Here is a 13,937-nt window from a genome sequence, read left to right on the forward strand (position 1 = left end):
TACTCCGATTGCGTAGACGAGCGCGATCCGCCCCGCGCCCTCCGCATGAAAGGGGACGGGCGCGGGGCGGATCGCTATCGCGTCACTTCGTGAGGACGATCTGGTTGAAGACCTCGTCGTTCACCGGGCTCGCCGGGTAGCTCTCGACCCGAGGGTCGAAGGCCAGCGTGGGAGCCGGGTGCGCCAGCGGCACACCGGGGATGAACTCCGCGACCATCTCGTTGATGTCCTGGTACAGCCCGGTCTGCTCCTCGAGGTCCGGGACGCCGCGCGCCTCGGCCAGGGCGTCGAACAGCTCGGGGTTGTCGAAGCCCCACTCCGAGCTCTGCGCACCGAAGAAGACGCCGACGAAGTTGTCGGTGTCGTTGTAGTCACCGGTCCAGCCGAGCAGGTGGATGCCGTGGTCCGCGGTGCCGGTGGTGCGGTCGAGGTACTCGACCCACTCCTCCGAGACCGGAGTCGTCTCGACACCGACTTCAGCGAGCTGCGACGAGAGCACCGTGAAGATCTGCTCGGGGTCCGGCATGTACGGACGCGAGACGTTGACCGGGTAGTTGAAGTCGAGCTTCAGCGGGTTGGACTCGTCGTAGCCCGCCTCGGCCAGCAGCGACTTGGCCTTGTCGACGTCGTACTCGTAGGTCGTGACGTCCTCGTTGTAGCCGTTGACGCTGTCCGGCATGAACTGCGTCGCCTTCTCCGTGCCCTCCGGCAGCACCTGGCTGATCAGCGCGTCCTTGTCGATCGCGTACGAGAGCGCCTCGCGCACCTTCGGGTCCTGCAGCTCGGGAATCTGCTGGTTGAACGCCAGATAGAGGATCGTGAACGGCGGACGGGAGACCATCCTGAAGCCGTCCTCCTCAAGGGCGGCCGTGTCGGCGGGGCCGACCAGGTCGTAGCCGTCGATGTCGCCGGCCTCGAGGGACTGGCGGCGTGCGGTCGGGTCATCGATGGTGCGGAAGATGATCTCGTCGATCTGCCCCTTCTCGCCCCAGTAGTCCTCGTAGTAGCTGAGGGTCAGCTGCTCGCCGCGAGCCCATTCGTCGAACTTGAAGGGGCCTGTTCCCGCGGGGTGCGCCTCGGCGTACTCCGACATCTGCGGGGCCTCGGCAGAGCCCGCGACCTCGTCAGCGCCGAACTCGGCCATCGCGGCCGGGCTCTGCATCGCGAACGCGGGAAGGGAGAGTGCGGGGATGAAGCCGGCGAACGGCTTGTTCAGCTCGACGGTCGCCGAGTAGTCGCCGTCGGGCGTGCAGGACTTGTAGACCGCGTTCTCGGGGCTCTCGGCATAGCCATGGAAGAGCTTGTTGTAGTAGTAGCCGAAGGCCTCGGATGCGGCGAGACCCGTCCAGTTGTACCAGCGGTCGAAGTTGGCGCAGACGGCCTCGGCGTTGAACGGAGTGCCGTCGTGGAAGGTGACGTCCTCCTTCAGCGCGAAGGTGTGCGACATGCCGTCTTCGGCGGACTCCCACGACTCGGCGAGAAGCGGTGCGGGGTCGGCGGTGCCGGGCTCGGTGCCGACGAGGCCCTCGAAGATCTGGCGCGAGACGCGGAAGGTCTCGCCGTCCTGTGCGAAGGCGGGGTCGAGGCTGGCCGGGTCGGAGGATGCCGCGAACACGAACGTGCTGTCGACCTCTTCTCCGCCGCCGTCCGCCGTGTCGTCACCGCGTTCACTGGCGACGCAGCCCGCGAGCAGCATCGCTGCGATCGCAGTGCCGGTGACGGCGATGAGCCCTCGCCGCCGGCGCATGGATGTGTGGTTCATGCTGTGTACCTTCCCTAGTGGGGCGCTTCGTTGCGCGTGCCGGTCGCGTCGTCGCTCCCGTTACACGTGATGCATTGACGCTACCCAGCCCGCACCTGGAATCCAAACGCATCCATGTTGCGATCCGGTATCAGCTCTGTAACGCTCCCGTCCCTTCCCCTCCCGAGAGGAGTTTGGTGAGCGGCGTCAGCGGCCGAGCAGGAGGGCGCGAGCGGCCTCGGCGCCGACGCGGCTGGCGGCGGCGACCTCGACGACGGGCAGGGGCAGCGGATGCTGCGCCGCGAGGCCCACGTTCACCACGACCGCGTCCGGCTGCCGCCGGGCTGCGAGCTCCACAAGGGCGCGCTGGCCGGCGTCCACATCCGGCCGGTCGATCAGCAGCACGAGCCGTCCGCCGGCGGCGACCGCCGCGTCCAGCGCGGCATCCCGCTCCGTCTCCGTCGCCCGGGCGATGTCGAGGCGCACGCGGAAGCCGTCGCCGGCGAGGGCCTCTGAGACGTACGCCGCGGCGCTGTCGACCGCGAGCGTCGACCGCCGGCGCGCGTCGACGACCGACAGGGCGGATGCCGCGGCATCCAGCTCACTGGTCACACGCAGCGCGCGACGGACGATCGATGCCCCGTCGAAGTTCGGCACGGCCGCCGACGTCGCGGCGGCGAGCTTGGTAGCCAGCACCCGTACGCGCTCGCGCGCCTGCTCGACCCGCTCGCGGGAGAGCGTCCCGTTCCGCAGCGCCGCGACGATCGCCTCGCGCGCGGCGAGGTAGTCGCGCTCGTCCTGATCCGGGTGCGCATCGTCACCGGGGTTCGTCGGGTTGCCGATGCACAGTAAGTCGGCGCCGGCGGCCAGGGCCTGCACGGCTCCGCCGCCGAGGCCGACCGATTCGCGGACGGCGGCCATATCAAGGGCGTCCGTGATGATGACGCCGTCGAAGCCCATCTCGCGCAGGCGTTCGAGCACCGCGGGGTTCAAAGTTGCCGGCTGCGCACCGCATGCTGGGACGACGATGTGCGCGGTCATGATCGTGTCCACGCCCGCGGCGATGGCGGCGCGGAACGGCTCCAGGTGCACGTTGTCGACCTCGGATGGATCGAGCGTGATCACCGGCAGCGCGTGGTGCGAGTCGAGGTGGGTGTCGCCGTGCCCGGGGAAGTGCTTGACGCACGCGGCCACTCCCCCGTTCTGCAGCCCGTGCACCGTTGCTGCGACGTGGCGCGAGACCAGCGCGGCATCCGCGCCGAAAGAGCGCACGCCGATCACGGGATTGCGGGGATCGGTGTTGACGTCGGCGACCGGCCCGAGCACCACGTCGACGCCGACCCGGCGGGCGCGTCGGGCGAGCTCGGCGCCGGTGGCCTCGCTGGCCGCGGTGTCGTCGAGGATGCCGAGCTGCGCCGCTCCGGGAAGCGTGGACCCGGTGGCGACCTCGAGGCGGGTGACGCTGCCGCCCTCCTCGTCGATGCCGATCAGCGCGTAGGGATTCGCGGTGTGGATCTCGGCGCTCAGGGCCGCGAGCTCTTCGGAGATGTTCTGCCCGAAGTAGACGACGCCGGCGAGGTCCTGCTCGAGCGCATCGCGCAGCCACTCCGGCGCGCCTTCGCCTTCGAGACGCGTGCCGAAGAAGCCCGGCCACAGCACGCTGTTGGCGAGGCGGGTGAGATCGTCCGTCATCCCTTCACCGCTCCCGACGTCATGCCACTCGCCAGACGCCCCTGCACGATGACGAAGAAGATCATGACCGGGATGGTGATGATGGTGGATGCCGCCATGATGCTGCCCCAGTCGTTGGAGTGCAGCCCGAAGAAGGACTTCAGTCCGATCGCGACGGTGTACTGGTCGGCGGCGCCGCCGAGCATCGTCATGGCGAAGATGAACTCGTTCCACGCGGTGATGAAACTGAAGATGCTGGTGGCGACGAGACCCGGCATCACCAGCGGCAGCAGCACCGAGCGGAACATGCGCCACCAGCTGGCGCCGTCGAGGTACGCGGCCTCCTCGAGTTCGACCGGGACGGCGGCGACGAAGCCGCGCAGCATCCAGATGCCGAACGCGAGCGAGAGAGCGACGTAGACGATCATCAGGCCGATGATGCTGTTCAGCAGCCCCAGACTCTTGACCTGGAGGAACAGTGGGATCACCAGCGCCTCGAGCGGAACCATCTGCACGATGAGGATCATCATGAGGATCATGGTGCGGAACTTGAACCTGAAGCGGGCCACAGCGACGGCGGCGAGCAGGCACACCAGGGCGCTGACCAGCACGGTGACGATGGCCACGATGGCGGAGTTGCGCAGATACGTGCCGAATCCACCCTCGTTGAACACGAAGATGAAGTGGTCGAGGGTGAACTCTTCCGGGATGAACGATCGACCGCCGCTGGAGGCGTTCTTGTCGAACGCGCTGGAGACCATCCAGTACGCGGGGAACAGCGTGAACGCCAGGAGCGCCGCGACGCCGATGCCGATGCCGACGCGGGAGAGGACGGACTTCTTCGGGTTCACAGTTCGTCCTCCTTCATGAGCGAGCGGATGTACACGATCGTGATTCCGATCAGCACGAGGGTGAGCAGCACGGCGAGCGCCGCGCCGAAGCCGTAGCGGTTCTGACCGAACGATTCGACGTACGACCAGACGCCGAGGTTGAGCACCGAACGGTTCGAGCCGGAGCCGCCGGGCATCAGGTAGACCTGCGCGAAGACCTTGAAGTCCCAGATGGTGGAGAGGATGATCACGACCGAGAACACCGGGCGCAGGGTCGGGAAGACGATCTTCCAGAAGCGGCGCCAGGCACCGGCGCCGTCCATGGCTGCGGCTTCGAGCATCTCCTTGGAGACGCCGAGCAGGCCGGCGAGCACGGTGATCGCGACGAACGGGAAGCCGTGGTGCACGACGTTCAGCAGCACGATCGCGTAGAACGACCACTGGTTGGTGAACCAGTTGACGGGCCCGTCGATCAGGCCGAGGTCGAGCAGGATGCTGTTGAAGATGCCGCGGTCGGCATCGAAGATGAACGTCCAGACGTAGGTGCCGGTGACGGCGGGCATCGCCCAGGCGATCATGATGCAGCTGGAGACGATGAGCCGCCAGGTCTTGCCGAGGCGCTGCAGCAGTAGTGCCACGAGCGTGCCGAGGGCGACCGTGGCGAACACGGCGACGGCGGCGAAGCCGACGGTGTTCGGCAGGACGATGGTCCACAGCGTGGAGTCTGTGAGCGCCTCGATGTAGTTGCCGAGGCCGATCCAGTTGTTCTCGCCGGTGTTGATCTCGCGCAGGCCGTAGTCCTGCAGCGAATAGATGAACACCTGCACCAGGGGCCACAGCATCAGCCCCGCGAGGATGATCAGGCCCGGCGCGAGCAGCAGCCAAGGTCGGGACCTGGCGATCAGGGTGAAGCGGTTGGATCGGCGGCCACCGGCCACGGAGGCGGGGGTGTTCCCCGCCTCCGTGGGTGTCGGCAGCGGTGCATGCACCGTCGACATCAAGGGATATTGCCTAACTTGTCGTTGCTGGAGTTACCAGTCTTACTGATTCAGCAGCTCGGTCATCTCGGCTGCGGCATCCTTCGTCGCCGTGGCGACGTCCTTCTGCCCGCTGAGGATCGACTGCATCATCGCGTTGGTGGTCTTCTTCGCCTGGACGGCGCCGAAGTTCGGGGTGACGGGCACGGAAGCGCCGCCCTCCACCATCTGCTGCGCGAACGGGGCGACCAGCGGGTCGGTCGAGGCGAGGGCCTCTTCCATCGCCGAGGCGACACCCGGGAAGTAACCGGTCTGTGCAGCCCACTTCTCAGCGAACTCGCCCGTGGTCATCATCTTCGTGAACTCCCACGCCAGGTCGGCGTTCTCGGTCGTGTTGAAGATCGACAGGTGCGAGCCACCGAGCACCGATGGCGCGATGTCGCCGTCCTTGCCAGGGATGACCGCCGCGCCGATCTTGCCCTCGAGGTCGGGGCCTGCCTCGACGAGGGAGGCGGGGGTCCACGAACCGGACAGCATCATCGCGACGTTGCCCTGTGCGAAGTTGTCGCTGAGGTCGGTCTCCTTCCAGGTGGTGGCACCCGCGGAGGAGAAGCCGTGCTCGGTCGCGAGGTCGGTGTAGAACTGGATGCCCTCCTGCGACTCCGCGCTGTCGAGCTCGCTCGTCCACTCGTCGCCGTCCTGCGTGGCGATCTCGCCGCCGGCGCCCCAGACCCAGGGGTAGACCTGGAACTCGGCGTCACCGGGAACAGGGAAGGCCATCATCTCGGGGTAGGCGGCCTTGATGGCCTCGCCTGCGGTGATGATGTCGTCCCACGTCTTCGGAGCCTCGAGCCCGAGCTCCTCGAAGATGTCGGTGCGGTAGACGAGGGCGCGGACACCGGCGTACCACGGCATGCCGTAGAGCTCTTCGTCGTAGGTGCCGGCGACCTCGAGGCCCTCGACGAGGTCATCGCGGAGGCCGTCTTCGCCGTCGACATACTCGTCGATCGGGAGCAGCGCCCCCGCGTCGGCGAACTCGGCCGTCCAGGTGGTGCCCGTCTCGGCGACGTCGGGGGTCGTGCCACCGGCGATGGCGGTCACGAAGCGGTCGTGCGCGTCAGCCCACTGGACCTCTTCGATCTCGACCTTGGCACCGGTCTCCTCTTCGAAGGCCGCGGACACCTCGTCGTAGAACGCGGTCGCGTCGGGGTTGGTGCCCTTCATGATCCAGACGTTGAGAGTCTGGCCCTCTCCGTCGGCTCCGCTGTTGTTGTCGGTGCCGCCGCCTGCGCAGCCTGCAAGGCCCAGCGATGCCGTGACGCCGAGCGCCACGATCGGAAGAATGCGCTTCTTCATCAGGTGAATCTCCTCATTGAAAACTGCCCTCGGCCACAACGGTTGCATGCCGACTTCGAAAAAGTATTTACCACTAACAAAATCTTCGCAACTCGGCCGAGGGGATCGTCATCGAGCTGTAACACGTAGGCTCGGGCCGTGGGACGAACGCGATCGAATGATGCCGAGCACCCACAGGCGCGCCTCGATCACGGCGGCATCGCCACCATCTCGCCATCGTCGTTCACATCGGGATACGAGCTCGTGGTCGATGGCACCCCGCAGTCGCACGTCGACCTCGAGGACCCGACGCATCTGCACTTCGAGTACATCGTCCGGATGGGTGCCGTGATCGATCAGCTCGCCGACGGACCGCTCACCGCCGTGCACCTCGGCGCCGGGGCTCTGACGATCCCGCGGTACATCGAAGCGACCAGGCCCGGTTCCCGGCAGCAGGTGATCGAACTCGAGGCACCGTTGGCCGCGCTCGTCCGAGAGCATCTGCCACTGCCGCGGGGGGCGTCGATCCGCATCCGGATCGGGGATGCGCGCGAGGGCATCGCCCGCCTTCCGAGTGCGCTGACCGGAGTGTGCGACCTCGTGGTCTCGGACGTGTACTCCGGCGCGCAGACGCCGGCGCATCTGACGAGCGTCGAGTTCTACCGGGAGCTGTCGGCGCTGCTCGCCGCCACCGGCGTGCTACTGGTGAACGTCGCGGACGGGCCGGGACTGGCCTTCGCCCGACGGCAGGTCGCGACGATCGCGCACGTGCTACCGGAGGTCGCGCTGCTCGCCGACACGCAGGTGCTCAAGGGCCGCCGGTTCGGCAACCTCGTGATCGCGGCATCCGCCTCTCCCCTGCCCACCGAATGGCTTCCGCGGATGCTGGCGGCCGGGCCACACCCGGCGAAGATCGCCCAGGGCGTCGAGGTGGCGTCCTTCGCGCAGGGCGCGCGGATCGTCACCGATGCGGATGCCGTGGCATCCCCCAAGCCCGACGCGTCGATCTTCCTGCGCTGAAATCGGCGTGCGGGGCGCGCCGACGCCTGCTCCGGCGCACTCGGAGGCAGACTGGACGTGCTGCGAAGGGAGAGCACGTGGGTTACATCAAGGGTTACGACTCGGAGACTCTTCGTGAGCAGGTCGACCAGGTCGAATGCGCCCGACGTCTCGCGGAGATCGAGGAGCAGCGGAGCCTTCCGGCGCTGCTCGAGCGCGTCTGGCTGCTGAAGGTGCTGGAGCGGCTCGATGAGGCGCTCGCGCTCGCGGACGAGTCGGTGCGCGTGGCGCGCATGGCCGGTACGCGCAAGGACGTCCTGCGCTCTCGCGTATTGCACGCGACGATCCTGCAGGCCCGGGGTGCGCATGCGGCCGCCGAACAGGAACTGGCGACGTGCGCGAGCGAGGCCGAGGGGCAGAACTGGGCCGGCATCGCGGCATTCGCTTACCAGCACCACGGCCGCAACGCCTACGATTCCGGAGACTTCGAGCTGGCGCGGGAGAGCTTCAAGCAGGCGCTGTTCCTGCGGCGTGAGGCCGGCGCACCGGACGATGAGCTCGAGACCGTGCTGCTCGCGATCGAGGCCGCGGAGCGCCGCCGCAGCGGGCAGCTCGTCTCCAGCTGAGCGCGGGTTCCGCGCGCGAGCCGAATGTCGGCACCGTGTTCTAATCTGGGCGAATGGCGGATCTGAATCGCGTGCGAGTGTGGGCAGAGGCGCTGATCCGCATGCACCTCGACGAGACGTGGGCGTTCGGGTTCGACAACGCGAAGCGCCGCGCAGGGCAGTGCGACTTCCGCGCGAAGCGGATCACCGTATCGCGCTATCTCGCCGCACGCTTCGAGGATGACGAGATCCACCAGGTGCTGCTGCATGAGGTCGCGCATGCTCTCGCCGGTCACCGTGCCGCTCACGGACCGTCGTGGCGGCGGATCGCCCTCGAGCTCGGCTACGTCGGCGGCACCACCCATCACGGCGAGACCGCCGAGGAGCTCGCCCCGTGGGTCGGCACCTGCCCCGCCGGACACATCACGTACCGGCATCGCCGGCCGAGTCGCGCGACCTCGTGCGCCAAGTGCTCGAAGACGTTCGACCCGCAGAACGAGTTCAGCTGGGTGCGGCGCGAGATCAGTCCGGCCGTGCGGCTCGCCGCGAGCACCCCGCGCTGAGCGCACCATTCCGCTGCAGCCCGCTTCGACTGCGGCCGCTGCGCGGCCTTCGCTCAACGCGTTTCGTCTCGCTGCGCTCGCTCAACGACCCGCGGGATGAGGTCCCCGCGGGCAGGCTGCGCTCCGCGGGCATTCGCGCCTGCGGGTCGTTGAGCGACGAGCGCAGCGAAGAGACGAAACGGGTTGAGCGAGCCGAAGGCGAGTCGAAACCTCGCCTCGAGAGTCGAAACCTTGCCTCAGGCGAAGGCCACGAACTCGTCGCTCTCGAGCACCGGCACGACGTCCGTCGCGTCGACCTGCGCGGCAGCGGCGGACTCGGTCGGGACGAGGCCTGCGGCCTCCATGCGCGCTGTCGCCGCGACTCCCCCGGCGATCTCCTTGGCAGATCCGGATGCCGTCAGCAGGTGCCGCATCGCACGGCGAAGCCCGCGGGCCGACTCGCACGCCGCCGCGGCCTCGGGCGAGGTGTGGTCGGCGCCGAGGTCGCTGAGTGCGGCGATGATGGTGCCCGCGCCGAGCTGGTCTTCCACGGCGAAGCGGAGGTCGCCGGCATCCGTCAGCTCACCGGCTGCGATCACCGTGACCGAGGTCCGCTGCTGACGCCGGTTCTGGATCTCGAGCACCGTGCGCGCGACGGCCGAGGCGTTACGGAGCGATCCGAGCAGCACCGTCGCCTCCCCCGCCGCGGCCGCGACGGCGGCGCCGTTGCGGGACCAGTCGACGGCATTCGTCAGTGAGACCGTACGACCGGATGCCACGGCATCCGTCACCGTCGACGAGAAGCGGAGCACGTCGACGACCACGACGATGTCCGCCGGCGCGAGGCGCGCGAGGCCCGCGACTCCCCACTCGAAGCGGACCTGATACGACGACTGATCGAACGGCTGCGGCATTCTTCCAGCCTACGGCCGCTGCCTCCCACGTGACGCCCACCGGGAGGTGTCACTTGCGGTCGCCCGGTCGCAGCTGAAGCGGCACGAAGCGACACCTCCCGGCCAGACCGTCGGCGCGCCGGCTCAGTCCACGGCGAGAGCTTCGACCGGGGCCACGCGAGTCGCCAGCCGTGTCGGGGCCGCCGCGGCGACCAGGGTCAGCACAGCGGTCGCGACGACGATGACGACCACCGGTATCCACGGCACGGCCGGCGCCACGAGCCCTGCGGTCTGCTCGAACGTCGGGGGCATCCGCACGGAACCGAGCAGCGACTGCGCGGCGATCCAGCCGTACAGCACGCCCAGCAGCAGCCCGGTGACGGTCGCCGTGACGGTGATGTGCAGCGCCTCGAGCAGGATCATCCGCCGCACCTGGCGGTTCGACAGTCCGATCGCGCGCAGCAGGCCGAGTTCCCGGCGCCGCTGCACGACCCCGATCGTCAGCAGGTTCACGAGCCCCACCGCCGCGATCACGGCCGAGATCCCGACGAGCACCATCATGACGGCGGCGAAGCTGTCCATGATGAGCGAGAACTGCGCGTCGAGTTCGCCGCCGGCCGCCCTGGTCAGCAGCACCTTCACCGACTCCAATGCGACGGCGAACATCGTCACGAGGGTCACGCCCATCACGACCCCGATCGCCATGCGGCTTGACCGCTCCGGGTACCGGTGCGCGTTCTCCGCCGCGAGCCGCGCGGTCGCAGACCGCCCGAAGAGGCGCCCGACCAGCCGCAGCAGCGGCGGCATCACGAGCACCGCGGCGAGCGAGATGCCGGTGAACGACAGCAGTCCGCCGAAGAACGACACGACGACACCGAGCGGCGTGACCAGGCCGGCGAGCACTCCGAATACGAGCAGCGCCGCGCCGAGGATCAGCAGCAGCAGCGCGCCGACGTGACGCGCGGGGCGCGACGCGGCATCCTGATGCGATCGCTCGACGGAGCCGCCGATCGCCTGCAGCGGCGTGACCGACAGCACCCGGCGCGAGCCGATCCACGCGGCAGCCCACGTCGTCAGTGCGACGCCGAGCGCCGGGATCAGGACCGCCGGCTGCACCAGCGTGAATTCGGGCACGGGTCCGAGAAGCTGGTCGGCGACATACACTCCGGATGCTGCTACCAGAAGCCCCGCCGCGACGCCGAGCAGGGCGCCGAGCGCGCCGACGACGAGACCGTGACCGGCGACCTCGGCACGCTGCGAGCGCGCCGTCGCCCCGATCAGGCGCATCAGCGCGATGCGGCGGGTGCGGCCGGCGACGATCGTCGCGAACGTGTTGGCCGTGACGATCGCCGCCACGTACAGGGCGACTCCGATCAGCAGCACGGAGAGGATCGCGATGACCGCGGCAAGCGTGCCGCTGTCGCCGATGTACGGGTCGGCCTTCAGCATCGCGCCGATGTACACGGTCGCCTCGACCAGCACGACGCCGAACGCCGACGACAGCGCTGCGACGAGGATGCTCGCGCCCATTCCCCTGTCGCGCAGCCAGCCGAATCGCGGACCTGTGGCGGTGCTCTCCGGGACGAACGTGGTGACGACGGCGCTCATGCGGTCACCTCTGCGGCGAGCATGTACGAAGCGATCTGCTCGGCGCTCTGGCGCGGATGGTCGGCGACGATGCGCCCGTCGCCGAGGAAGAGCACCCGGTCGGCGTGGCTCGCGGCGATCGCGTCGTGCGTCACCATCGCGATGGACTGCCCATGCTCGCGGCTCGCCGTGGCCAGCAGTTGCAGCACCTCGCGTCCGCTGCGCGAATCGAGGTTTCCGGTCGGCTCGTCGGCGAAGACGAGATCGGGCGCGGTGGCGAGGGCGCGGGCGATGGCGACGCGCTGCTGCTGTCCGCCGGACAGCTCGTGCGGACGGTGCCCCAGACGCGCAGACAGCCCGAGCCGTTCGACGAGCCCATCGATGCGAGCCCGCTCGATGGCGCTCGGACGTCGCCCATCGAGCTCGAACGGCAGCAGGATGTTGCCGAGAGCGTCGAGAGTGGGCACCAGGTTGAACGCCTGGAAGATGAACCCGACGCGGCGGCGTCGCAGGATCGTGAGCTCGAGATCGCCGAGTCCGGTGATCTCGGTGTCGCCGATCCACGCGCGGCCCCGGGTCGGGGCATCCAGCCCGGCCATGATGTGCATGAGCGTCGACTTGCCCGAGCCGGACGGACCCATGATCGCGGTGAACTGCCCGCGGCGGATGCCGACGCTGACGTCGTCGAGCGCGTTCACGGATCCCTCGCCGGATCCGTAGGTCTTGGTCAGGTGCTGGACGCGGGCTGCGAGCCCGAGGTCAGTGGTCGTGATCTCCATGCTCTTCACGCTACGAACCGCGGATGCCGCACCGCATCGCCCGTGCGTAGCATCCGCGTACATCCGAAGGATGATCCCGCAGCGCTCAGGCGAGGCCGTGCTCGAACGCGAACACGACCAGCTGCACGCGATCACGGAGGGCGAGTTTGCTGAGGATGCGGCTGATGTGGGTCTTCACGGTGGCCTCGCTGAGGTATTCCCGACCGGCGATCTCGCCGTTCGACAGACCGCGGGCGGCGAGCGCGAAGATCTCCTGCTCGCGCTCGGTCAGCGCGGCGAACGAGTCCGGCACCGGCCGCGTCTCGGGGGTGAAGTGCGCGAACAGCTCGCGAGTGGCGGATGCCGCGATCACGCTCGATCCGGAATGCACGGTGCGGATCGCCGCGAGCAGGAACTCCGGTTCGGCGTCCTTCAGAAGGAACCCGCTCGCCCCCTGCCGGATCGCTCGGGCCGCGGCCTCATCGAGGTCGAACGTCGTCAGCATCACCACGCGTGGGGGCTCCGGCCGCGACAGGATCTCGGCCGTCGCGGTGAGCCCGTCCATCACGGGCATCCGGATGTCCATCAGCACGACGTCGGGACGGTGCGCCGCGACGGCGGCGAGCGCCTCCTGCCCGTTGCCGGCCTCTCCGACGATCTCCATGTCGGGCTGCGACGAGAGCAGCATGCGGATGCCGGCGCGGAAAAGCGCCTGGTCATCCACCAGCATCACTCGGATCATGCGTCTTCTCCCGACAGGCTGTCGACCGACCCTGAAGCCCCGATGGACCCGGGGTTCCCGATCGGCAATGTCCCATGAACCACGAACTGGCCGCCTTCGCGATCCGCGCGCAGCGAGCCGCCGATCAGCTGCGCACGCTCCCGCATGCCGACGATCCCATGACCGCCCGCCGTTCCCACGGCAGTCGTACCGATTGCGTTGCGAACCTCGAGGTCGACGCGGTCCGGCATCCATGCCAGCCGCACGTCGACGACGCCGCCCTTCCCGTGCCGGATCGCGTTGGTGAGCGCCTCCTGCAGGATCCGGTACACCGCGAGCTGCACAGCCGCGGGCGGCTCCCCCGGCGGCATCGGATCGACCATGACCCGCGGCTCGATCCCCGCCTGCCGCACGTGCTCGAACAGCTGCTCGAGGTCGGCGATGGTCGGCTGCGGTCCGTCGCCCTGGCGGTGGCGCAGCTGGGTGAGCAGCATCCGGACGTCCGACAGCGCGGCACGCGCCGTCTGCGAGACAGTGCTGAGCGTCTCGGTCGCGATCTCGGGCGCGGACGCCGCGGCGTATCGCGCGCCGTCCGACTGGGCGATGATCACCGCGAGCGAGTGGGCGACGACATCGTGCATGTCACGGGCGATGCGCACCCGCTCCTGCTCCTCTGACGCCGCGATCTCGGCGCGTGCCTGCGCCTCTCGGCTCGTCCGCCACCGCAGCACCATGCGCCAGCCGAAGCCGCCGAGCCACGGCGCGCCGAGCGCGAGAACGCTGATGATGCCGAAGAACACGATGTTGATGATCGTGCTCGTGACGCTGACCCCGGTGAGCAGCCCGTTCACGAGGACCAGGTACAGCGAGGCGATGAACCCGCCGGCGATGACGGATGCCAGGCCCGCCCAGAACGTCCGCGTGGCACCCCACGCCGCGGTGGCGTAGAGCACACCCAGGATCGCGACGTTGATCGGCAGTGGCCCCAGGCCTGCCGACATCTGCACGAGGGCGCCCACCCAGGCGACACAGAGCGCGACGCCGGGAGCCAACCGGCCGACCGCGACCGCGCCGCACTGCAGCAGCCCGGCGACGACCACCGCGGCGATGGCCACCGCGTCGGAGGTGCTCGTGCTCAGACTGCCCGGAGCGTAGAACGCCAGCGACCCGGGCACGACCAGCGCGAAAAGCACGAACGCCCCGACGATGTCGAGGACGAGGGAGGCGCGGGAAAGCGGGCGGATCACTCCTTCACGGTACGCGAGGGATGGTTCCGCA

13 protein-coding genes are annotated in these 13,937 nt (G+C 68.8%); 3 read left to right on the forward strand and 10 right to left on the reverse strand.

The features are described from left to right. Positions 1 to 82: 82 nt before the first annotated feature. From IM776_RS12550 to IM776_RS12570, 5 genes are all read right to left on the reverse strand, one after another. The gene (locus tag IM776_RS12550) at positions 83 to 1,762 is read right to left on the reverse strand and encodes an ABC transporter substrate-binding protein (RefSeq protein ID WP_194420424.1); all 1,680 of its coding nucleotides are present in this window, start codon (positions 1,760 to 1,762) and stop codon (positions 83 to 85) included. 186 nt (positions 1,763 to 1,948) lie between these two features. Then, a complete protein-coding gene (locus IM776_RS12555) occupies positions 1,949 to 3,433 on the reverse strand; it encodes a glycoside hydrolase family 3 protein (protein ID WP_194420425.1) in 1,485 nt (494 codons plus the stop codon). After that, positions 3,430 to 4,263, reverse strand: a complete 834-nt coding sequence (locus IM776_RS12560; protein WP_194420426.1) for a carbohydrate ABC transporter permease — start codon at positions 4,261 to 4,263, stop codon at positions 3,430 to 3,432. The genes IM776_RS12555 and IM776_RS12560 overlap by 4 nt, the downstream gene beginning before the upstream one ends. Next, the gene (locus tag IM776_RS12565; RefSeq protein WP_194420427.1) at positions 4,260 to 5,240 is read right to left on the reverse strand and encodes a carbohydrate ABC transporter permease; all 981 of its coding nucleotides are present in this window, start codon (positions 5,238 to 5,240) and stop codon (positions 4,260 to 4,262) included. The genes IM776_RS12560 and IM776_RS12565 overlap by 4 nt, the downstream gene beginning before the upstream one ends. Positions 5,241 to 5,282: 42 nt before the next feature. Then, positions 5,283 to 6,575 carry a sugar ABC transporter substrate-binding protein gene (locus tag IM776_RS12570; RefSeq protein WP_194420428.1) on the reverse strand — a complete coding sequence of 431 codons (1,293 nt, stop codon included), beginning with the start codon at positions 6,573 to 6,575 and terminating at the stop codon, positions 5,283 to 5,285. 138 nt (positions 6,576 to 6,713) lie between these two features. On the opposite strand from IM776_RS12570, the gene IM776_RS12575 reads away from it, so the two are divergent. From IM776_RS12575 to IM776_RS12585, 3 genes are all read left to right on the forward strand, one after another. Further along, positions 6,714 to 7,574 (forward strand): spermidine synthase, encoded by an 861-nt coding sequence (locus tag IM776_RS12575; protein WP_194420429.1) that lies wholly within the window; start codon positions 6,714 to 6,716, stop codon positions 7,572 to 7,574. Between the two features lie 77 nt (positions 7,575 to 7,651). Continuing rightward, positions 7,652 to 8,179 carry a hypothetical protein gene (locus tag IM776_RS12580; protein ID WP_194420430.1) on the forward strand — a complete coding sequence of 176 codons (528 nt, stop codon included), beginning with the start codon at positions 7,652 to 7,654 and terminating at the stop codon, positions 8,177 to 8,179. Between the two features lie 53 nt (positions 8,180 to 8,232). Next, positions 8,233 to 8,721: a SprT-like domain-containing protein gene (locus IM776_RS12585; protein WP_194420431.1), complete on the forward strand. Its 489-nt coding sequence runs from the start codon at positions 8,233 to 8,235 to the stop codon at positions 8,719 to 8,721. A gap of 236 nt (positions 8,722 to 8,957) precedes the next feature. On the opposite strand, the gene IM776_RS12590 is transcribed toward IM776_RS12585, so the two are convergent. The 5 genes from IM776_RS12590 to IM776_RS12610 form a co-directional block, all read right to left on the reverse strand. Continuing rightward, positions 8,958 to 9,614 carry a 2-phosphosulfolactate phosphatase gene (locus tag IM776_RS12590; protein ID WP_194420432.1) on the reverse strand — a complete coding sequence of 219 codons (657 nt, stop codon included), beginning with the start codon at positions 9,612 to 9,614 and terminating at the stop codon, positions 8,958 to 8,960. Positions 9,615 to 9,737: 123 nt separating this feature from the next. Then, positions 9,738 to 11,201, reverse strand: a complete 1,464-nt coding sequence (locus tag IM776_RS12595) for an ABC transporter permease (protein WP_194420433.1) — start codon at positions 11,199 to 11,201, stop codon at positions 9,738 to 9,740. Then, positions 11,198 to 11,959, reverse strand: a complete 762-nt coding sequence (locus tag IM776_RS12600) for an ABC transporter ATP-binding protein (protein WP_194420434.1) — start codon at positions 11,957 to 11,959, stop codon at positions 11,198 to 11,200. The genes IM776_RS12595 and IM776_RS12600 overlap by 4 nt, the downstream gene beginning before the upstream one ends. Before the next feature lie 85 nt (positions 11,960 to 12,044). Beyond that, positions 12,045 to 12,680 (reverse strand): response regulator, encoded by a 636-nt coding sequence (locus IM776_RS12605; protein ID WP_194420435.1) that lies wholly within the window; start codon positions 12,678 to 12,680, stop codon positions 12,045 to 12,047. Beyond that, positions 12,677 to 13,906 (reverse strand): sensor histidine kinase, encoded by a 1,230-nt coding sequence (locus IM776_RS12610; protein ID WP_194420436.1) that lies wholly within the window; start codon positions 13,904 to 13,906, stop codon positions 12,677 to 12,679. Before IM776_RS12610 ends, IM776_RS12605 begins: the two co-directional genes overlap by 4 nt. Positions 13,907 to 13,937: the final 31 nt, after the last annotated feature.

The organism is Microbacterium abyssi (assembly GCF_015277895.1).
Classification (GTDB): domain Bacteria; phylum Actinomycetota; class Actinomycetes; order Actinomycetales; family Microbacteriaceae; genus Microbacterium; species Microbacterium abyssi.

Bases quoted from the DNA above. Each gene is read 5' to 3' on its own strand.
- IM776_RS12550 (WP_194420424.1), bottom strand. From the start codon at position 1,762: ATGAACCACACATCCATGCGCCGGCGGCGAGGGCTCATCGCCGTCACC.
- IM776_RS12595 (WP_194420433.1), bottom strand. From the start codon at position 11,201: ATGAGCGCCGTCGTCACCACGTTCGTCCCGGAGAGCACCGCCACAGGT.
- IM776_RS12590 (WP_194420432.1), bottom strand. From the start codon at position 9,614: ATGCCGCAGCCGTTCGATCAGTCGTCGTATCAGGTCCGCTTCGAGTGG.
- IM776_RS12570 (WP_194420428.1), bottom strand. From the start codon at position 6,575: ATGAAGAAGCGCATTCTTCCGATCGTGGCGCTCGGCGTCACGGCATCG.
- IM776_RS12605 (WP_194420435.1), bottom strand. From the start codon at position 12,680: ATGATCCGAGTGATGCTGGTGGATGACCAGGCGCTTTTCCGCGCCGGC.
- IM776_RS12600 (WP_194420434.1), bottom strand. From the start codon at position 11,959: ATGGAGATCACGACCACTGACCTCGGGCTCGCAGCCCGCGTCCAGCAC.
- IM776_RS12565 (WP_194420427.1), bottom strand. From the start codon at position 5,240: ATGTCGACGGTGCATGCACCGCTGCCGACACCCACGGAGGCGGGGAAC.
- IM776_RS12555 (WP_194420425.1), bottom strand. From the start codon at position 3,433: ATGACGGACGATCTCACCCGCCTCGCCAACAGCGTGCTGTGGCCGGGC.
- IM776_RS12585 (WP_194420431.1), top strand. From the start codon at position 8,233: ATGGCGGATCTGAATCGCGTGCGAGTGTGGGCAGAGGCGCTGATCCGC.